The sequence below is a fragment of the Chryseobacterium sp. G0162 genome (assembly GCF_003815715.1).
GTDB lineage: Bacteria > Bacteroidota > Bacteroidia > Flavobacteriales > Weeksellaceae > Chryseobacterium.
Genome location: NZ_CP033922.1, coordinates 2798020 through 2817066, shown reverse-complemented (window position 1 = coordinate 2817066; position 19047 = coordinate 2798020). Strand labels below are relative to the sequence as shown.

Here is a 19047-nt window from a genome sequence, read left to right as displayed (position 1 = left end):
CACAAAAAATGAGTGTCTTCACGTATCATTTAGTAAAAACAGATTACTTTTCTGCGCTCAGAATTCTTTTTTCTTCACCGAAATCAAGAAATATCTCTGGGTTAATTCACGCAGAAATTATGACGGTGATGACCTTAGGCTCTCCTATTTTTTCACCCTCCCGAATGTTGATAAGACAAATCGCTGTATTTGCACAATGGGAAAATGAAAGGGATATCGAAAATTTTTTAGCTAAAGACAGTCTAGGCAAAATTTTATCTGAAGGTTGGCACACAAGATTAACTTTTATGAGAAAATGGGGAAAATTCAACAAGTTTGAAATTCCTGATGAAACCCTAGAATTTGAAAATCCGAATTCGCCAGTCGTTGCAGTAACCATTGCCAGAATGAAATTTTTGGAAATTCCCAGATTTATTCATTGGGGAAGGCCGGTTGAAAAATTGGTTCGGGATCATCCGGCAACCACTTTGTCTTTAGCTTCCATCAAATTTCTTAATACCGTTTCCACTTTTTCAATTTGGAAAAATCAAAAAGAAATGACTGATATGGTTCATGGACATAGCAAAGTTCCAAAACCAGAAAGGCACGCCGATGCAATGAAAGAAAGAGATCGAAAAGATTTTCATTTTGAATTTACAACGTTGCGCTTTAAACCCATTTCAGAATTTGGGGAATGGAATGGGCAACGCAACATTATTCCAAATCTTAAAAACAACTAAAATGAGATTGGCTTATCCCATACAGAAGTTCCAGGATTGGTTTACTCAACAATGGGTAATTCTGCGTGGAAGAAAAATTAAGCCTGAAAATTCTCTCTGGCTGATGGGGCCTTTTGGGAGCTTGACTGCAATGAGCGAAGATTTTATTCATCAATTTGCAGAAAAAGAGAATTTAATTGTAGAAAAAGGCTCAAAAGTAAAAGGTATTATTCCTTCAATGCTAAAGCTTAACTTATCTGAAACTGAGTTCTCCAATTTATCCAAAAATGTGATTGACTTCTATGAAAACACCTCAAATTATAACTTAAATTTTTCTATAGAATGGAATCCATTTTTCAAATTTTTTGGAATTTTAATTAATAAATTATTCAGTAATAGAATTAACCAACTGAATATTCCTACAAAAAACATTGACAATTCAGAATCTCTAAAAAGCGAAATCATCAACCTCACCGACCCAACGACCAATGGAATAAAACACACATTTTGGTTTCGTTCTATTGAATCAACCGGGCAAGTGATCTATTCCGGAGTGTATGGCATCAGCAATTTACCGTCAGGAAAAACTTGCGTAAAGGCTGTATTTCCTTTACCTAATGGGAATGCAACCGTGTTGATGACTCCTAGCATCGGAAAAAGTGGGGAACTGATTTTAGATTCTTCAGGAAAAAAATTTGGGGATGCAGGTTTCTATTTTTTACTTAAAGATTCTAAAGGTGAATATTGGTCACAATTTATACGTTCTTTCCGTGATCGTCTCATTATTGGTTCCGAAAATGATATTATATCAGCAGAACAAACTTTAACACTTTGGCATTTCAAGGTTCTTACATTTATTTATAAAATTGAATTAAAGAAATAGGTTTATTGATCCAGAATTCTTCACTAAAGAAAAGAGTAGGAATCGAATACTATAACACAATTAGAAAGTAATTTTGCGTAAATTTGCAATTCATTAATTTTTAAATATAAATTTTAAACAAATGTCAAGAATTCTTACCGGCATTCAAGCCACCGGAACACCCCATCTTGGAAATTTATTAGGGGCAATTATTCCTGCGATCGAACTTTCAAAGCAGGAGGGAAATGAATCATTTTTATTTATTGCGAATCTTCATACGCTGACTCAGATTAAAGATGCGCAAACTTTAAGACAAAATACCTACGAGATTGCTGCGGCTTGGCTTGCTTGTGGATTAGATACCGAAAAAACATTTTTCTACAGACAAAGTGATATCGCTGAAACCTGTGAACTATCTTGGCATTTATCATGTTTTTTCCCTTATCAAAGATTAACATTAGCGCATTCATTTAAGGATAAAGCTGACAGACTTCAGGATGTAAATGCGGGTCTCTTTACCTACCCTATTTTAATGGCTGCCGATATTTTACTATATGATGCAGAGATTGTTCCTGTAGGAAAAGATCAGCTTCAGCATTTGGAAATTGCAAGAGATGTAGCTTCAAGGTTTAATAACCAAATGGGCGAAGTTTTTGTACTTCCACAATCTGAACTTCAGGAAGACACTAAATATGTTCCTGGAACGGATGGCCGTAAAATGTCAAAATCCATGGGAAATATCATCAACATCTTCTTACCTGAAAAAGAACTGAAAAAGCAGGTAATGAGTATTGAATCTGATTCTAAGTCTTTAGAAGATCCTAAAGATCCTGAAACAGATAAAACATTCCAGATTTATGAACTAATCGCTACCCCTGAGCAAACTGAGGAATTAAGAGCAAAATATCTTGCAGGAAACTTCGGATACGGACACGCTAAAAAAGAGCTTTTAGATCTTATTTTGGTTCGTTTTGAAAAGGAGAGAGAAACGTTCAATTATTATATGAACAATCTTGATGAGCTGGAAGCGAAACTTCAGCAAGGAGCTGAAAAGACAAAGCCTATCGCTATGGAAACTCTTAAAAGAGTAAGAACAAGCTTAGGATTTTAATCCTGAGTTTTAAACATACAAAGCCCTTCAATTGAAGGGCTTTTTTATTTCACATTACTTTTTATTTCTCATAAGAATAAAGTAATGCATAGTATCTTCAAATTCGTAAGAAATGTCCCAACCTGGATACTGTTTAATGATTGTCTTGATAATAGATAATCCTAAACCTGTAGAGGTATGATCTGAACCCTGTTTATAAAAGCGGTTAAAAATTCTGGTTTTATCTAGCGATTCCTGCATTCCGCTATTTTGAAAGATAATTCTGTTGTTCTCAATAAAAATATTTAAAGTTCCCTCTTCATTATTGTATTTAACAGCATTTTTAAGAAGGTTAGACAGGAGAATATCTGCAAGATCCTGATTAAAATCGGCTTTAAATACACCTTTTTCAATAATATTAACCTTTACATTTTTAAAGGCAATAAAATCTTCATAATTCTGCACAAGCTTATTAACCATAGCATTAAAATCAACGTCTGATATTGCATTGAACTGGCTGTTCTCAATTTTGGAAAGCATTAACAGAGATTTATTCAATCCTACCATTCTTCTCAGATCATTTTTAACTTCAGTGAGAAAGGTCAGGTTCTTTTTATCCAGATTTTCATTCTGAATCAAAAGGTCTATTTTATTAATAACAATCGCAAGCGGCGTTTGAAGCTCATGAGAAGCGTTTTCAATAAACTGTTTCTGCTGATAGAAAACAAGCTCATTACGCTCGATCATCTCATTGATTTCCACATTCAGCTCTTCAAATTCTTTGATTGAATAATTCTGCTCTTCCTGAGAAAAAGGAATTCCAAACTGATATTTTTTCAGTTTATCCAGAATCAAATAGAAAGGACGCATTGCTTTATTCAACAGATAACCATTAACTGCAACAATACTTATCACCAAAAAAATATAGAGAACAATTAAAGCCGTTGTAAGATCATAAATCAGTTCATCTTCTTCAACGGTTGAAGTTCTGATGACAAGCCTTTGATGATTTTTATACTGATCGATAAAATCCGCTTCCAATACCCGGTAAGGCTGGTCTTTATCATCATACTCCATATAATACATCTTATTATAAAGCCTGCTTTTATTCTTATATTCTCCAGCAGTAATCGGCATGATCTTAAATTCATTGAATCCAAAATCATTATTTTTCAACAACTGTGGATTAAGATATACAGCCTTGATAATCTGTATTTTTCTATCCTTAAGTCCATCATCTACATTATCATGTACCTCATCCAGAATATAGGCATAGAATAATCCGGCCCAAACGGCAATAATTACCAGCAGGATCATAATAAGGTACTTTATCGTGTAATATTTTAAGGAAACCTTCATCAGACGAATTTATATCCTATCCCGTATACAGCTTGAAAATCGGCTTCAGCGTTGAGCGTTTTCAGTTTTTTACGGAGATTTTTAATTTGTGAATAAATAAAATCAAGGCTGTCTGCCTGATCGATATAATCTCCCCAGATCGCTTCTGCAAGAGTGGTTTTCTGCAAAGTTTTTTCAGGATGAATGACAAAGTAATACAAAAGGTCATATTCTTTTCGGTTAAGTATCAACTCTTCATTTCCTACCTTAACATCTCTGTTTTCCGGATCAATACTGATATTTTTATATCTGATGACATTCTCACCATCCTGATTTTTTCTCCTTATTACAGACCTGATTCTCGCCATCAGCTCTGCAAGATGAAAAGGTTTTGCCAGATAATCATCGGCACCTATTTCCAGTCCTGTCACTTTATCATCCACAGAATCCTTGGCAGAAAGAATGATCACTGGGTCTTTTTTGTGCATTTTTTTGATTTCCCGTAACAAATCTATTCCATTTCCATCCGGCAGCATAATATCCAGAAGGATACAATCATATTCATAGGAAATAATCTTTTCCAACCCGGAACTGTAATTCTCAGCCTGTTCTACAATGAAATGTTCTGCTTCCAGAAACTTCTGTACAGTATCCCTTAAGTCCGGTTCATCTTCTACTATTAAAATCTTCATAGGTTCTGCTGCTTGGATAGCTTATATCAAATATATAAAATTACAGAATAATAAGAGGAAAGTATAGGAACTGAGGATGAAACAATTAATATCCAAACATCGTCAGAATAAGAACCATTTGATAAATGATACAAAGCAGATCAATGATATATACATACCCTCTGTTCCCTTCTTTCCAACTTTCTTTCATAAATCATTAACTCATTTTCACATAACGTCCATCTTCATCGAAAATAAGGCATAAGCCATTCATCAGGTGAATTTTATAAGCATTATATTTTTTCTCAATAGAATCTATAACACTGCACGGATGGTGCTTAGTCATAAAAGACACAATACTCTTTCTAATCTTAGCGGAAGACGTTTTTCTTCCTTCACTTTTTATGATGCTCCAGTTTACCATAATCTTAAAATTTTATTGTTACTCTTAAATAATTTTAGTCATCAATTTTTTTAAAATTCCCATTTCTGTCAAATTCAAGCTCCAATCCGTTGGAAAGTTCCGCTTTATAAGACCATCTCTTCTTTTCTATCTTAACGATGTAAGTGTTTGGGAAATTTCTGCTGCTGTAGTTTTTAATGGAGGCAGGAATAAAACCGTAAGGTATTTTTTGATGTTTACCATCTATTTCCTTCCAGTTTCCTTTACTATCAAATTCTGCCTTCATTCCGTTATTCAGATACACTTTATATTCGTCAATCCCATAGATTTCTCTGTCTTCAATAGCAGATGAAACTGGAATTCCTTTAAAATGGCCCGCAAGAAAAGTTTTGATAGTCTTAGGTAATTGATTAGGGTTAATTGCTCTGTCTTGTGCTGAAACCAAACCTCCTATCAATAAGAAGATTAAAATAAATATCCCTGTGATTTTCTTTACATTTTTCATAAGATTTAATTTTTCTGTCATTATTATGGAGCAAAGTTCCAAATCAATTTGGGAAAGAATTGGGAAAAACTTAATGTGCAGAAAATAAGAGGGTAAATTGAGTATGTGAAAGAAATGAGAATAATATATTTCACACTTCTATCATTTTACACCATTGTTGTCATTCTGACGTAAGGAATAATCTCACTTTATAATATTCAATAGATTCTTCATCCCACTTCTGAACTACAGTTTGTATTCAGAATGACAAACCGAAAACTATATTTTTATTATCAGTATATTTTAAACAGAAAAGCCATTAAGATGAACTTAATGGCTTTCATTTCAGACTGAATCGTCTTAAAATTTTATAAGTATTCCTTAATCTGTTGAAGATGGGTAATAGCCTTTAATCCGGCTTCTTTTTTATCTTCTTTATACACATCAAAGAAGATCGCTTCCATTCCGAAATCTCTTCCTCCCAATGCATCAGCAATCCAGTCATCACCAATCATGATACTCTCTTCCTTCTTAGCTTCAGAAAGCCCAAGGGAATATTCAAAAATCTTTGGATTCGGTTTCCTTACTCCCACCGCATCTGCACTGGTAATGGTTTCAAAATAAGGCGCAATTCCGGAAAGGGTACATTTTCTTTCTGTTACCTCCTGAAAGCCGTTAGAAATAATATGGAGTTTATAATTCTTAGACTTCAGATATTCAAGGACATCTTCTGCCCCTTCTACCAGTTCATTATGACTTACAATATTATCCAGGAAGTTTTCCTCAAAATAAAGGGAAAGCTCCTTATTGTCTACTCCAAAATGCATGAAGGAGTCATAAAAACGGTGTTCTCTCAAATACTCTTTGCCTATAATTCCATCTCTGATTTTCTCCCATAATTCTTCATTGATATCATGGTAAACAGCATGAAACTCTTCAAAGTCGATATTATACTTCGAATTGATTTCCTGTTTTTCGAAAAGTTCTTTGATGGCCAGATAGGCATTTCTGCGATGATCCCAGAGCGTATTGTCCAGGTCAAAAAAAACGTGCTGCATTTTCATACAGCACAAAGTTAATAATTTTAATTTTTTGTAATAGGATAATTCTTGCTCTTGCTTTTCACAATTTCAATACTTTTAGAAAAATTGAGCAGAAAATCGATGGTTTGTTTTTTAGGTTTCAAAGTTTTCACTTTTAAGGAGTCATTTTTTTTCATAAGCGAAGTATGTTTTCCTTAAAACGTGAAATTTCATAGAATATTATCTATCTGGTTAATATTATGTTATTTTCTTCCATGATTTTTCTCAGGTTTATCAACGCATATCTTACTCTCCCTAATGTGGTATTAATACTCATATCGGTATGATCGGCAATTTCCTTAAAACTCAATCCGTCAAAAAACCTCAATTTAATTACTTCTTGTTGATTTAAGGGAAGAAATTGTAACATCCTCAGTAGGTCTTCCTGGATCTGATTGGTCACCAGCTGATCTTCAATATTTTCAGAAGGCTCTCTGATCAGGTCAAAAATAGAATATTCGTCCGACTCAAAAGTAGTCTCCGAAACTTTAATGTTTTTGGCTTTTGATCTGAAATGATCGATGATAAGGTTGTGAGAGATTCTTTTAGCCCAAAGGATAAATTTACCCTCTTCGTTGTAACGTCCTTCTTTTAGCATCACAATAATTTTCATGAATGTATCCTGAAAAATATCATTGGCTAAATCTTCATCATTTATTTTGTAAAAAATGAATGTAAACAGTTCTCTCTGATGACGATGAATAAGGGTTGATAATGCGCCCTCGTCACCTTTCTGGTAAAGCGAAATTAGTAAACTATCCGATTTTGATTTCATAACTCTTCTCAATATAATATTTGCAGCCCAGCTATCGCCCAGATACATTATCTGGTTTTTGCTGTATATACAAAACAGTTCTTCAGAGTAGAGTCTCTTCGATAGGCGGTACAATTATATTATGGCGTAAATATAATAATTTTTTAATAACTGTTAAGCAATTATTAAATTTTCACTATAAAAATTTAAAAAAAATCATTTAAACATATCATGAATGAATACAGTAGGGATATTTAATGTAAAATTAATATTTAACCCTTTCATTTCTTTTCCATTTAATCTGGCATCTCCAATAGGAAAAGCATACCCTCCGGTAAGATCAAGCATACCAAATAAGGTAACCCCTATCTTGGGAGCAATATATTTGTTGGTTCCTTCCGCCCCCATTAAAAAGTAATAAGAGTGGTAGAAATCCACATTCTTTTCAAAATTAAGTAAAACGTCTGCCTGCAATTTCGGCATAATGGCAAACTTTGAATCTGCTACTCCCATTAAAGCAGAGCCGCCCAATCTGTAAATTACATCATCATTTTTAAGAAAAAGCAACTTCCCACCTACTTCTCCAAAGCTTTGATTCTGGTAGGTATATCCTACACTGATCATTTTATGCATGGTATATTGTGCTTTCACCAATGTACTTAGCAAAAACAGGGATAGAATGGCAACTGCAGTTCGAAAATTCATCATCTTTCAATTTATTAAGCTGTAAAATTAAAAAAAACTGCCTTATCAGAAGATAAAGCAGTTCATAATATTTAGTCTGGAGAAAAAATTAAATTCCGAAAGCGGCTTTAATTTCGTCAACTTTGTCTAGTTTTTCCCAAGTAAAGAACTCAAGCCCCTCCAACGTAAGCTCATTCTTATGACCTTTGTTGAATGTTTTGTCAGCTACATAATGCTCTTTACCCATATGTCCGTAAGAAGCCGTTTCCTGATAGATAGGGTTTCTTAATTTTAAGTTCTGCTCAATAGCGTAAGGTCTTAAATCGAAAATAGTAGACACTTTTTTAGCGATATCTCCATCGTGAAGATCAATTTTAGCCGTTCCATAAGTATTGATGTATAAACCACAAGGTTCAGCCACTCCAATCGCATAAGAAACCTGCACCAAAACTTCATCAGCAACACCAGCTGCTACAAGGTTTTTAGCAATATGTCTCGTTGCATACGCAGCACTTCTGTCTACTTTTGAAGGATCTTTTCCAGAGAAAGCACCTCCACCGTGAGCTCCTTTACCACCGTAAGTATCTACAATAATTTTTCTCCCTGTAAGACCTGTATCTCCGTGAGGACCACCGATTACAAATTTACCTGTAGGGTTAATGTGATATTTGATCTGATCGTTGAATAGAGCTTTGATTTCCTCAGTCTGCTGAGCAACCACTCTAGGAACAAGGATGTTCTTGATATCTTCACGGATTTTGTTCAGCATTTCTTCTTCTGTTCCGAAGTCATCGTGCTGAGTAGAAACTACGATAGAATCAATTCTGATTGGTTTATGATCGTCAGAGTACTCAATGGTTACCTGGCTTTTTGCATCAGGACGTAAGTAAGCAATCTCTTTATTTTCTCTTCTGATCGCAGAAAGTTCTTTAAGGATTGTGTGTGCTAAATCCAAAGCAAGAGGCATATAATTTGCCGTCTCGTTTGTAGCGTACCCAAACATCATTCCCTGATCACCAGCACCCTGAGCATTTGCCTTAGCTTCGAATGACTCATCATTTACGGCTCTGTCAACCCCCTGGTTGATATCCGGAGACTGCTCATGGATCGCAGAGATTACTCCACAAGAATCACCATTGAACATGTATTCACCTTTTGTATACCCAATTCCGTTGATTACTTCTCTGGCAATGGTCTGTACATCAAGGTAAGCATCAGATTTTACTTCTCCTGCCAGTACTACCTGTCCTGTTGTTACAAGAGTTTCACATGCTACTTTTGAACTTTTATCGTATGCTAAGAAATGATCGATTAATGCATCTGAGATTTGGTCGGCGATTTTATCCGGATGTCCTTCTGAAACTGATTCAGATGTAAATAAATAAGACATATTATTCTTTGTTTTTTAGATTAAAAAATAGTGATGAAGAAAAATAAGAATAAAATTGCCCAGAAAAAAGAATACTGTTTTAGCATATTTTTATAGAGGTTGCAATCAGGTCAAATTTTTCCTCGTTAATAAACGTCAGCAAATTTAAGCACTATTTTCGTAATACTCAAAATTTTTGTTTATTAATTATAATTTTCTTTAAATTAATGATTTGTATCATTGTAAAGCCTCTTGACTACTGAGGCTTGATGCTTACAAATTCTTTCGGACTTTCGTGGTAATTCAACTTAAGCTCCAAAGAATTTTTGATAGAGTGCGCCAATTCATCAATGATCTTTTGCTTAAAGGTTGGCTTATAGTAAATAATACTGATTTCTCTGTAAGGGAAAGGCTTCTTGAATCTGAAAACATTCTTTTTCTGCTCTTCAGAAAGTTGACTTAACGCCAATTCCGGAAGAATACTGATCCCTCCTACTTTGTCTACCATGTGTACCAAAGTCTGAATATTGGAAGCTAAGAAATCTAAATTTTTAGGCTTCAGGGTATTTTCTTTCAGATGGCAGATATTTTCGAACTGATTTCTCAAACAGTTTCCTTCTTCAAGCAACCAAACTTTTTCTACATTCAATTCTTCAGGAATAATGTAAGAGTTCTTTTTATTTGCTTCCGTATTGGAACTGTAGATCATTAACTCTTCATTGAATAAGAAATCCTGGTAAAACTCATCAGCGGTATCGTATGGCGTAGAAATAATTCCAGCATCCAATTCTCCTGCTTTCAAAGCTTTAATAATATTATCCGTTGTCATTTCCTTTACATTCATCTGGATCTTCGGATTCGTCTCTAGGAATTTGAAAATCTCAGTAGGCAAGATAAACGAAGAAACAGTTGGAATAATTCCAAGGTTAATGGTTCCACCTAAAATGTTATTCAACAGGTTGGCTTTGTTTTTCAGCTCATTGACAGATTCTATAATCACCTTCGCCTGATCGATGATCTGAAGACCTACATCTGTAGTACGGATCGGGTGTGTAGTTCTGTCGAAAACCTTCACATCCAATTCATCCTCAAATTTCTGTATCATGGCACTTAAGGTAGGCTGGGTAATGAAGCACGCCTGAGCCGCTTTTCCAAAATGTTTATACTTATCCACAGCGATAAGATACTCCAATTGTTGAATGTTCATTTGATTAATATTATCTATTACAAAGATATAACGTTTTTGTTATTAGCAATTAAAAATTCAAGTAAATTTGATAATTAGTACCTTTACACTTCGATTTAGAAAATACGAGAATAATTATTCAAATCATCAATATATGGATTCTAAAAAATTAACGTTAAGCAACGGCGCACCTTATTTTGAGCATCAGGATTCCCAGACGGTAGGACCAAGAGGCCCGGTATTGCTGCAAGACTTTGTCCTTCAGGAAAATCTTGCACATTTCGTTAGGGAAAGGATTCCTGAAAGAATTGTACACGCCAAAGGAAGCGGAGCGTATGGAACTTTTACCGTAACGCATGACATCAGCCAGTATACTAAGGCTAAATTATTTTCAAAAGTAGGAAACTCCTGCAGAATGTTTGCCCGTTTTTCTACCGTTGGTGGTGAAAAAGGAAGCGCAGATACAGCAAGGGACCCAAGAGGATTTGCGCTGAAGTTTTATACGGAAGATGGAAACTGGGATCTGGTAGGAAATAACACACCAGTATTCTTTATTAAGGATGCCAAAAAATTCCCGGATTTTATTCATACCCAAAAAAGGGTTCCAAAAACCAATTTAAAAAGCGCCACAATGATGTGGGATTTCTGGAGTTTAAACCCGGAATCACTTCATCAGGTTCTTATACTTATGTCAGACAGAGGAACTCCTTATGGCTATAGACATATGCATGGCTTCGGATCTCATACTTTCTCCATGATTAATGATAAAAATGAAAGAGTATGGGTAAAATTCCACTTCAAAACAAAACAAGGGGTGAAAAACTTCACCGATGGGGATGCAGTGAAAATGGCAGGAGAAAACCCGGACTTTGCACAGGAAGATCTTTGCAATGCTATCGAAAATGGAGATTTTCCGAAATGGACCATGTACATCCAGGTGATGACTGAGGAACAGGCAAAAGATTTCAGATGGAATCCTTTTGATGTGACAAAGGTTTGGTTCCATGATGACTTCCCTTTGATTGAAGTAGGAGAAATGGAATTGAATGAAGTTCCTGTCAACTATTTTGCTCATGTTGAACAATCTACATTCTCACCAAGCAGTCTGATCAACGGAATTAGTTTTTCTCCGGACAAAATGCTTCAGGGAAGATTATTCTCTTACCCAGACGCCCACCGATACAGAGTAGGTGTAAATGCTCATCAATTAGAAGTAAACAGATGTCCTTTTGCTGTCAATAATTATCAGAGAGATGGTTATATGGCAGATTCCAGCCAGTATCAGGATAAACCGAATTATTATCCCAATAGTTTTGATGACATCAACCCCGATGTTTCTTACAAAAACTATGAATATGAATTAGATAGCGCTCATGTTGCCAACTACAACAGAAATGATAATGACAGCGATCATTATACGCAACCGGGGCTTCTTTATTCTAAAGCAATGAATGCAGAAGACAGGAATAATCTGATCCAAAATATCGTAGGCAGCATGAAGGGAATCAGTGGACCTAAAAGAGAGGAAATTATCAACAGACAATTATGTCACTTTTTCCGCGCCAACATTGAGCTTGGCATGAAAGTAGCTTCACAACTAAATATCAATATCGATGCAAATATGATGAATCACTCGAAATAATCATATTGAACAATAAATTAAAAAAAGGGAAAAAAAAATAATATTTTTTCCTTTTTTTTGTAAAAAATTCATAATTTGCAAGGGATGATATTTTAAAGTGGAAAAATGAGTTACGAAAATATATTATTAAAAAAGGAAGATAAATTATCTATCATTACCATAAACAGACCTGAGAGTTTAAATGCATTAAATGCAAAGACTATTCAGGAGATCAGCACCGCATTGGATGAGCTTAATTCTGATACTTCCTGCAGGGTAATTATCCTTACAGGCAGCGGAGAAAAATCATTTGTAGCTGGAGCTGATATCAAGGAGTTCAGTGACTTCGGACAGGAAAAAGCTGAGGAACTTGCAAGAAACGGACAAAATACATTGTTTAACAAAATTGAAAACCTATCCAAACCTGTCATTGCTGCCGTCAACGGTTTTGCATTAGGAGGAGGTTTAGAGCTTGCCATGGCATGCCATATCAGATATGCATCGGAAAACGCCCGATTAGGACTTCCTGAAGTAACACTGGGATTAATTCCAGGATACGGAGGAACCCAAAGGCTTCCCAAACTTGTCGGAAAAGGTATTGCCAACGAAATGATCTTCTCTGCCAAAATGGTCCCTGCTCAAAAAGCAAAAGAGATTGGATTGGTCAATGAAGTATACCCTATTGAAGAATTATTAACCAAAACGAAAGAATTAGCGAGTACTATTGCCCATAATTCACCAATGGCAATATCGAAGGCGATCAACGCCGTAAATTTATCGGATACGGAGAAAGGTTTTGAAACTGAAATTAAATATTTTGGAGAACTTTTCGAAATGGAAGATAAGAAAGAAGGAGTAGCTGCTTTCCTAGAGAAAAGAAAGCCGAGCTTCTAATCTTTCTAAAAGATTTTAATCCAAATTATTTCGAAAACTAATGCTGCGGTATGAATAAGTTTGATAAAGCTTATCTAAAAATGGCCCAGGAATGGGCGCAACTCTCCTACTGTAAGAGAAAACAAGTAGGGGCTCTTATCGTAAAAGATAGGATGATTATTTCAGATGGTTACAACGGAACTCCTATGGGGTTCGAAAACTGCTGTGAAGATGGAGAGGGAAAAACGCACTGGTATGTATTGCATGCTGAAGCCAACGCAATTTTAAAGCTGGCAGCTTCAACACAATCTGCAAAAGGAGCAACGTTATATTTAACATTGTCACCCTGCAAGGAATGCAGTAAGCTGATCCTGCAGGCAGGTATTACAAGACTGGTGTATATTAATGAGTATTCGGACGACGATGGAATATCGTTCCTGAGAGGCCATAATATTGAAATAGAACAAATATCGGAATGTGAACTAAAAAAATAAGCACAAATGACTTGGGATGAAAAGATCAAAGATTTTGAAATATTTCTTCGTTTCGAAAGAAATTTTTCAGACAACACGCTCGACGCCTATGTTCGGGACATTAAGAAACTAAAAGATTACGCAGAAGAAGATCTGGCAAACATCGGTCCAGATTCTATCGGATACGAAAACCTGCAGGAATACATTTTCAATCTTTCCAAACAGAAATTCAGTGAGAGATCACAGGCAAGATGGATATCTTCCATCAAAGCCTTCTTTAAATTTCTACTGGAAGATGAATATCGTGAAGACAACCCTGCAGCGTTACTTGAAGGCCCTAAACTGGGACTATACCTGCCGGATACGTTAAGCCTGCCGGATATTAATAAAATCATTGCTGCCATTGAGGTCAATACAGATCTCGGAAAAAGAAACCAGTGTATCATAGAGGTACTGTATGGTTGCGGACTCCGTGTATCTGAACTTATTGATCTGAAAATCTCCAATATCAACTTCAAGGAGCAATATATTAAGGTACACGGAAAGGGAAATAAAACCCGCTTTGTGCCTTTAGCAGATTACACTGCTGAGCTTCTGGAAAGTTATATTAAGGAGGTGCGCTCTAAAGGAAAGATCAATAAGAAATATGAAGATACTCTGTTTTTGAACAGCCGTGGAACTTCCATGTCAAGAGTGATCGTATTTCTTATTATTAAAGAACTTACTGATAAAGCAGGCGTTAATAAGAAGATTTCTCCGCATACCTTCAGGCATTCTTTTGCGACTCATTTATTGCAGAATGGAGCGGATCTCCGTTATATCCAGGAAATGTTGGGTCACTCCAGCATTACCACGACAGAGATCTATACTCATCTGAAGACAGAAGAGTTAAGGGATGTGATCTTAAGTTATCACCCGAGAAATATGAATATTACTCAGTGAAGCTAAAGGTTTATCTGACCTTTGAAAAATAATTATAGACAGATGAAAGTATTGAAATATTGCCCAAGCTGTGGCAAAGAGACCTTACATTGGGATGATGAAAAGAAATGGAGCTGCCCCGAATGTGGTTTTACCCTGTACAACAACGTAGCAGGCGCTGTAGCGGTTGTTATAAGATGTGGCGATGAAGTTTACCTTACCAGACGAAACAGAGATCCTAAAAAAGGAAAACTGGATCTTGCCGGAGGTTTTGTTGACCCTAAAGAAAGTGCAGAGGAAACCTGTAAAAGAGAGCTTTTTGAAGAGCTACAGCTTGATATTGATATTTCTAACCTGAAATACCTTACCAGTCTTCCGAATATCTATCAGTATAAAGAAATTGATTATAATACCATTGATCTCTTTTATGAGTATACTATTTCGGAGAAATTTGAGGTAAATCTTGAGCTTTCAGAGATCTCGGAAGCGGTATGGATTCCTTTACAGGAACTTGACCTTAATGAGATTGCTTTTGATTCTCAAAAGAGATTTTTTGAAAGTTATCTGAATAAATAATTTTTGTAATATATGCTCCCGCAGATTTTGCAAATGAGGCAGATTACCGGATTCTATCCACCTGTTAAGTTTGTAAAATCTGCGGGAGTTTTTTTATAACTAAAAACAATTTTCCCACAGATTTCACGAATTACACAGATGCATTTTGCATAAACTCTGTGATGATCTGTGGAATCTGTGGGAATTATATTTTTAATTAATAGGTTTTCGATTTCAGCATTTCATCAAAATACTGAATAAGCAAAGTTCTTTCTGCTTCTGATAAATTAGCTTCTTTATGGTAGACAATATATCCTGGAAACGGCATTGTCTTATGTTTAAGAGCTTCCATAGACCTGTCGAGCATATTCTCTTTTAATTCCTTATTGTAGGTTCCCCAAACAGAAAAATTAAGATGCTGACGTCCATCATTCACATGACTTTTCACAGACCATGAAATAGGTGCTATATAAGCATACTTTGGATAAACCGTCTCGTTTGAATGACAGTCATAACAAGCATTTTTAAGAAGCGTACGCACTTTTTCCGGACTGTTCTTCATCTGAACAAAATTCACTTTAGAATCAACCGGTTGATTTACTGTATCAATTGGAAAAAACTGGATAAGAGCAAACGCCACCAGGGTCCAAAAAATTATTTTCTTTGCCGTCTTCATAAATCTATTTAACCGGAGTTATGACTGCATTTGCAGATTTTAACTCTTTTTTACTTTCCTGTATCACAGCTTTCTCTTTCTCTTCGGAAACCGGAGGAGTAACCGGTACGGTTGGAGCCGTTGTCCCTTTAGGATTATCCAGTGTCCTGGTATCTTTCAGGTCCCATTCTTCTCTTGTTTCCCATAAGGCTTTTATCAAAGCTTTTTTATAGAAAACATAGGCATCCTCTGCAAAAGTTTCACTGGCGAAATCAGCTTCCCCCCAATACTTATCATTATTATTATCCACCAATATTCTGACTACATATTCTTCTGGTTTCAGAATATCAAATTTCACTTTATCTCCTTTGGTATATTTCTGATACACCACTTTATCTGAGGAATCCAGTAACTGAATCCAATAGTTAGAAGCAGGAGCATTGGTAAGAGTGAATTCAAGGCTTCCGAATTGTTCTATTTTATCAACAGTAAAATCGAAACGCTTGGATTGAGTATTTTTTGTATAAAAAGAAGAAACGGTTTCTTTAGGAATGGTAAGCTGATAATCTTTTCCACTGATAAAATCGGAATTCACCTGAATCTGATAAGGATTAGTCTCTGAAATCTTAGCAGTAAACGGCAGAGTATTCAAAGAGTCTCCTTTAATAGCTAATTTCCACTTTGAAGGATCAATCTTTTCAATAAAGTAGTTGGATGAAATTTTAAAATCAGATTTTGGAGCTAATGAACCACCTCCATTATCACTGAAAACATCCATCGCATTTTTCTTATTATACTTATAGAATAGAGAAACTGAATAAACCGTATCTTTTTTCGGACCAATATTATGGCTGAATAATAGTTTTTCGTTCGCTTCCTGCCCTATATCATTCTTCACTGCATCAAACCAGATCCTAACGGAGTCTGATTTTGGTGTGTGGGTTACTTTTATATCTTTAAGCTTATCATTGAGTGACTGAACTTTTACTTCATCAGGATGGCCTTCAAACGTCATAAGAATTCCACCAGCAATCTCCTTCATATCTGAATACTTCAAAGGCTTTTTTGATGGATAAACACTTAAATTTAAACCTGAAATTGATTTTTCAACATCAATAGTTTCTTTTTTAAATCCTATTTTCTCTTTTCCCGGATCATATACAGAGTTTCCGTTTTCATCTTCAAAAGCAATGATCTTATATTTTCCCGGAGAAAGATAATTCAGCTCATAATATCCGTCATCATCAACCTTGGTGATATAATAGGGTTTTTGCTTATAGTTCATCGTATCTTTTACCTGATATAATCCAACTACCAGCTTATTTTCATTAGTCCCGGTTTTCTTTTTGATCTGCATGGCATCCTTTACTTCGCCACTGATGTACAGATCATCTAACTTATCTCCTGTAGAGAAAGCAAAATTAAAATACCGGAGAATATTGGACTCATTATTATCCGCAATAGAATTTCCAAAGTTGAAATTATAGGTGGTGTTGGCCTGAAGGGTATCCGTCCACTGAATAAGAACAAATTTATTGGCGATATTCGATGGAAGAATGCGCTTGATATTCTTGATGGGTGGAGAAATAATAAGATTTTTATTGATGTCCTTTAGAGTCACGTATTCATCAAAATCCAGACGAAGTTCGTGGATATCTCTTTTGACGTTGATCCTCGTGGTATCAATGTTTGAACTTAAAAACTTTGGCGCTAAAGTATCTTTTGGGCCACCCACAGGCGATCCCACTCTTGCACATGAATGCACAAGAAAGCTGATAACGAATAATAAAAGAAACCTTTTCATGAAAATGTTTAAGCAAAAGTAAACATTATTCTCCAAAAACTTCGTGTCCGTTATTCAAAGTATCCTTATTGTCATTCATTACAGAATGAAGCTTATCCTTCTGTAAAGGGAAATCCTCAAATAATCCTGATAATGCAAGTGCTGTATAAACTTTACCCGAATATTTGTTTCCAATGGCTACAATAGTAACTTTAGATTTTAAAAGGTGGGCAAATACGGAATTGGTTCCATGCCACCATCCATTATGATAGGTCAGTTTTTCACCGTTATCAAATATTTTCATTCTAAAACCAAGACCATAATTGTTCATTCCTGCTTTTTCATTGCTGTATGGCGCAAATACCATCTGCATCAGCTCAGGTTTCAGAAAGTCCTTCGAATACATTGCTTTTGAAAAATTAAGCAGGTCTCTCGGTGTGGTATAGACATTTTTGTCTCCATAGATCAGATCTAATCTATCCAGTGGATATAATTTGTTCCCACCATAGTAGAATGATTGTGAAGCCGTTGGGATATCTTTTTCCTGGAAAATATAAGAATGGGTCATTTTCAGCGGTGTGAATACCATTTCTTTCATCGCCTGTGGAAAAGGAGTTTGAGTTACTTTTTCAATCAGCAAAGCCAATAAGGCAAAGTTTGTATTACAATACATAAACCCAGTATCGGTATCTCTAGCCAGATCCGGTTTATATTTAATAATCATATTCAAAACATCCTGATTGGTAATAAACTGCTTGGAAAGCTCTGCCGGTGCAGGCTGTATTTTGGTAATAAAGTATTCGTATTTAGGCAATCCGCTTCTTTGGTCCAATAACGTCTGAACCGTTACATTTGGATAAGGAAATCCTGGAAAGAATTGGGTAAGATGATCGGTAAGTTTTATTTTTCCGGCTTCTACAAGCTTCATCATGGCCATGGCCGTTAATGTTTTTGAAACCGAAGCTACATGTAATGGTGTATTTTTATCAATAGGCATCTGGTTACCTTCTCTTCCGAAGCCTCTATAGTTTTCATATAAAATTTCGTCACCTTTTGCCACTAAGATTCCCCCGCTAAGATCCCCGCCTTCCCATACTTTTTTATAGTACTGATCTATATAACCTGTGAGTGATTCCTTATTGGAAAGCTGTCTATCTGCTTTTGTAAACACATTTCCCAGATCTACATTCCCATAGTTCGGAAGATTGGTGGTATTTTCAGCTGAAACCTCTTTGGATTCAGATTTATTTTTACAGGATAAAAGGGATAAAGCAACCGTTACAGCAAGTACTAAATTACGCATCTTCATAAGATTCAAAAATGAGCGGCAATTTAGTAAAACTCAAAATAAATTATGAAAGAACAGTATAGATTATGAATTATTTAACATTATTAATGTACTTTTTTGAAGAATATAAATCACTTTACGCAAATCTTCTTAATGTCGAGACACTTTTTTATAATATTAGATTAAGTATTTATTTTTTTAATTGTAAAACTAATTAAGAACAGATTTTTAGAAATACATATTTTAAATAAATACAG

The 19047-nt window shown here is 35.3% G+C and carries 20 protein-coding genes; 8 read left to right on the top strand and 12 right to left on the bottom strand.

The features are described from left to right. Positions 1-8: 8 nt before the first annotated feature. From EG344_RS12890 to trpS, 3 genes are all read left to right on the top strand, one after another. Positions 9-719 carry a hypothetical protein gene (locus EG344_RS12890; protein WP_123909773.1) on the top strand — a complete coding sequence of 237 codons (711 nt, stop codon included), beginning with the start codon at positions 9-11 and terminating at the stop codon, positions 717-719. 1 nt (position 720) lies between these two features. Further along, positions 721-1581 (top strand): hypothetical protein, encoded by an 861-nt coding sequence (locus tag EG344_RS12885; protein ID WP_123909772.1) that lies wholly within the window; start codon positions 721-723, stop codon positions 1579-1581. Between the two features lie 121 nt (positions 1582-1702). Beyond that, a complete protein-coding gene (gene trpS / locus EG344_RS12880) occupies positions 1703-2671 on the top strand; it encodes a tryptophan--tRNA ligase (RefSeq protein ID WP_123909771.1) in 969 nt (322 codons plus the stop codon). Positions 2672-2725: 54 nt separating this feature from the next. On the opposite strand, the gene EG344_RS12875 is transcribed toward trpS, so the two are convergent. The 9 genes from EG344_RS12875 to EG344_RS12835 all read right to left on the bottom strand — a co-directional run bounded on the left by EG344_RS12875 (position 2726) and on the right by EG344_RS12835 (position 10642). Then, on the bottom strand, positions 2726-4009 hold the full coding sequence (locus tag EG344_RS12875; RefSeq protein ID WP_123909770.1) for a sensor histidine kinase: 1284 nt from the start codon (positions 4007-4009) through the stop codon (positions 2726-2728). After that, positions 4009-4680: a response regulator transcription factor gene (locus EG344_RS12870; RefSeq protein WP_123909769.1), complete on the bottom strand. Its 672-nt coding sequence runs from the start codon at positions 4678-4680 to the stop codon at positions 4009-4011. Before EG344_RS12870 ends, EG344_RS12875 begins: the two co-directional genes overlap by 1 nt. A gap of 196 nt (positions 4681-4876) precedes the next feature. Next, positions 4877-5083 carry a PepSY-like domain-containing protein gene (locus EG344_RS12865; RefSeq protein ID WP_123909768.1) on the bottom strand — a complete coding sequence of 69 codons (207 nt, stop codon included), beginning with the start codon at positions 5081-5083 and terminating at the stop codon, positions 4877-4879. 34 nt (positions 5084-5117) lie between these two features. Next, positions 5118-5567, bottom strand: coding sequence for a PepSY-like domain-containing protein (locus tag EG344_RS12860; protein ID WP_123909767.1), 450 nt, complete (start codon positions 5565-5567; stop codon positions 5118-5120). 347 nt (positions 5568-5914) lie between these two features. Next, the gene (locus EG344_RS12855; RefSeq protein WP_123909766.1) at positions 5915-6610 is read right to left on the bottom strand and encodes a YjjG family noncanonical pyrimidine nucleotidase; all 696 of its coding nucleotides are present in this window, start codon (positions 6608-6610) and stop codon (positions 5915-5917) included. 202 nt (positions 6611-6812) lie between these two features. Further along, positions 6813-7403, bottom strand: a complete 591-nt coding sequence (locus EG344_RS12850) for an RNA polymerase sigma factor (protein WP_123858146.1) — start codon at positions 7401-7403, stop codon at positions 6813-6815. A gap of 195 nt (positions 7404-7598) precedes the next feature. Continuing rightward, the gene (locus EG344_RS12845; RefSeq protein WP_123909765.1) at positions 7599-8090 is read right to left on the bottom strand and encodes a hypothetical protein; all 492 of its coding nucleotides are present in this window, start codon (positions 8088-8090) and stop codon (positions 7599-7601) included. A gap of 85 nt (positions 8091-8175) precedes the next feature. Further along, positions 8176-9456: a methionine adenosyltransferase gene (gene metK, locus EG344_RS12840; RefSeq protein WP_123909764.1), complete on the bottom strand. Its 1281-nt coding sequence runs from the start codon at positions 9454-9456 to the stop codon at positions 8176-8178. A 235-nt stretch (positions 9457-9691) separates the two neighbouring features. Continuing rightward, positions 9692-10642: a LysR substrate-binding domain-containing protein gene (locus EG344_RS12835; protein WP_123858149.1), complete on the bottom strand. Its 951-nt coding sequence runs from the start codon at positions 10640-10642 to the stop codon at positions 9692-9694. Positions 10643-10775: 133 nt separating this feature from the next. On the opposite strand from EG344_RS12835, the gene EG344_RS12830 reads away from it, so the two are divergent. The 5 genes from EG344_RS12830 to EG344_RS12810 all read left to right on the top strand — a co-directional run bounded on the left by EG344_RS12830 (position 10776) and on the right by EG344_RS12810 (position 15085). Beyond that, positions 10776-12263, top strand: coding sequence for a catalase (locus tag EG344_RS12830; RefSeq protein WP_123909763.1), 1488 nt, complete (start codon positions 10776-10778; stop codon positions 12261-12263). A 105-nt stretch (positions 12264-12368) separates the two neighbouring features. Continuing rightward, positions 12369-13136 (top strand): enoyl-CoA hydratase/isomerase family protein, encoded by a 768-nt coding sequence (locus EG344_RS12825; RefSeq protein WP_123909762.1) that lies wholly within the window; start codon positions 12369-12371, stop codon positions 13134-13136. Between the two features lie 50 nt (positions 13137-13186). Next, positions 13187-13609, top strand: coding sequence for a deoxycytidylate deaminase (locus EG344_RS12820; protein ID WP_123858152.1), 423 nt, complete (start codon positions 13187-13189; stop codon positions 13607-13609). Between the two features lie 6 nt (positions 13610-13615). After that, positions 13616-14530: a site-specific tyrosine recombinase XerD gene (xerD, locus tag EG344_RS12815; RefSeq protein ID WP_123909761.1), complete on the top strand. Its 915-nt coding sequence runs from the start codon at positions 13616-13618 to the stop codon at positions 14528-14530. Between the two features lie 42 nt (positions 14531-14572). Then, positions 14573-15085, top strand: coding sequence for an NUDIX hydrolase (locus tag EG344_RS12810; RefSeq protein ID WP_123909760.1), 513 nt, complete (start codon positions 14573-14575; stop codon positions 15083-15085). A 196-nt stretch (positions 15086-15281) separates the two neighbouring features. On the opposite strand, the gene EG344_RS12805 is transcribed toward EG344_RS12810, so the two are convergent. The 3 genes from EG344_RS12805 to EG344_RS12795 are packed head-to-tail and all read right to left on the bottom strand — an operon-like array spanning position 15282 to position 18811. Next, a complete protein-coding gene (locus EG344_RS12805) occupies positions 15282-15740 on the bottom strand; it encodes a heme-binding domain-containing protein (protein WP_123909759.1) in 459 nt (152 codons plus the stop codon). A 4-nt stretch (positions 15741-15744) separates the two neighbouring features. After that, positions 15745-17523 (bottom strand): Ig-like domain-containing protein, encoded by a 1779-nt coding sequence (locus EG344_RS12800; RefSeq protein ID WP_123909758.1) that lies wholly within the window; start codon positions 17521-17523, stop codon positions 15745-15747. Between the two features lie 25 nt (positions 17524-17548). Continuing rightward, a complete protein-coding gene (locus EG344_RS12795) occupies positions 17549-18811 on the bottom strand; it encodes a serine hydrolase domain-containing protein (RefSeq protein ID WP_123909757.1) in 1263 nt (420 codons plus the stop codon). Between the last annotated feature and the right edge of the window lie 236 nt (positions 18812-19047).

Bases quoted from the DNA above. Each gene is read 5' to 3' on its own strand.
- EG344_RS12890 (WP_123909773.1), top strand. From the start codon at position 9: ATGAGTGTCTTCACGTATCATTTAGTAAAAACAGATTACTTTTCTGCG.
- EG344_RS12885 (WP_123909772.1), top strand. From the start codon at position 721: ATGAGATTGGCTTATCCCATACAGAAGTTCCAGGATTGGTTTACTCAA.
- trpS (WP_123909771.1), top strand. From the start codon at position 1,703: ATGTCAAGAATTCTTACCGGCATTCAAGCCACCGGAACACCCCATCTT.
- EG344_RS12875 (WP_123909770.1), bottom strand. From the start codon at position 4,009: ATGAAGGTTTCCTTAAAATATTACACGATAAAGTACCTTATTATGATC.
- EG344_RS12870 (WP_123909769.1), bottom strand. From the start codon at position 4,680: ATGAAGATTTTAATAGTAGAAGATGAACCGGACTTAAGGGATACTGTA.
- EG344_RS12865 (WP_123909768.1), bottom strand. From the start codon at position 5,083: ATGGTAAACTGGAGCATCATAAAAAGTGAAGGAAGAAAAACGTCTTCC.
- EG344_RS12860 (WP_123909767.1), bottom strand. From the start codon at position 5,567: ATGAAAAATGTAAAGAAAATCACAGGGATATTTATTTTAATCTTCTTA.
- EG344_RS12855 (WP_123909766.1), bottom strand. From the start codon at position 6,610: ATGAAAATGCAGCACGTTTTTTTTGACCTGGACAATACGCTCTGGGAT.
- EG344_RS12850 (WP_123858146.1), bottom strand. From the start codon at position 7,403: ATGAAATCAAAATCGGATAGTTTACTAATTTCGCTTTACCAGAAAGGT.
- EG344_RS12845 (WP_123909765.1), bottom strand. From the start codon at position 8,090: ATGATGAATTTTCGAACTGCAGTTGCCATTCTATCCCTGTTTTTGCTA.
- metK (WP_123909764.1), bottom strand. From the start codon at position 9,456: ATGTCTTATTTATTTACATCTGAATCAGTTTCAGAAGGACATCCGGAT.
- EG344_RS12835 (WP_123858149.1), bottom strand. From the start codon at position 10,642: ATGAACATTCAACAATTGGAGTATCTTATCGCTGTGGATAAGTATAAA.
- EG344_RS12830 (WP_123909763.1), top strand. From the start codon at position 10,776: ATGGATTCTAAAAAATTAACGTTAAGCAACGGCGCACCTTATTTTGAG.
- EG344_RS12825 (WP_123909762.1), top strand. From the start codon at position 12,369: ATGAGTTACGAAAATATATTATTAAAAAAGGAAGATAAATTATCTATC.
- EG344_RS12820 (WP_123858152.1), top strand. From the start codon at position 13,187: ATGAATAAGTTTGATAAAGCTTATCTAAAAATGGCCCAGGAATGGGCG.
- xerD (WP_123909761.1), top strand. From the start codon at position 13,616: ATGACTTGGGATGAAAAGATCAAAGATTTTGAAATATTTCTTCGTTTC.
- EG344_RS12810 (WP_123909760.1), top strand. From the start codon at position 14,573: ATGAAAGTATTGAAATATTGCCCAAGCTGTGGCAAAGAGACCTTACAT.
- EG344_RS12805 (WP_123909759.1), bottom strand. From the start codon at position 15,740: ATGAAGACGGCAAAGAAAATAATTTTTTGGACCCTGGTGGCGTTTGCT.
- EG344_RS12800 (WP_123909758.1), bottom strand. From the start codon at position 17,523: ATGAAAAGGTTTCTTTTATTATTCGTTATCAGCTTTCTTGTGCATTCA.
- EG344_RS12795 (WP_123909757.1), bottom strand. From the start codon at position 18,811: ATGAAGATGCGTAATTTAGTACTTGCTGTAACGGTTGCTTTATCCCTT.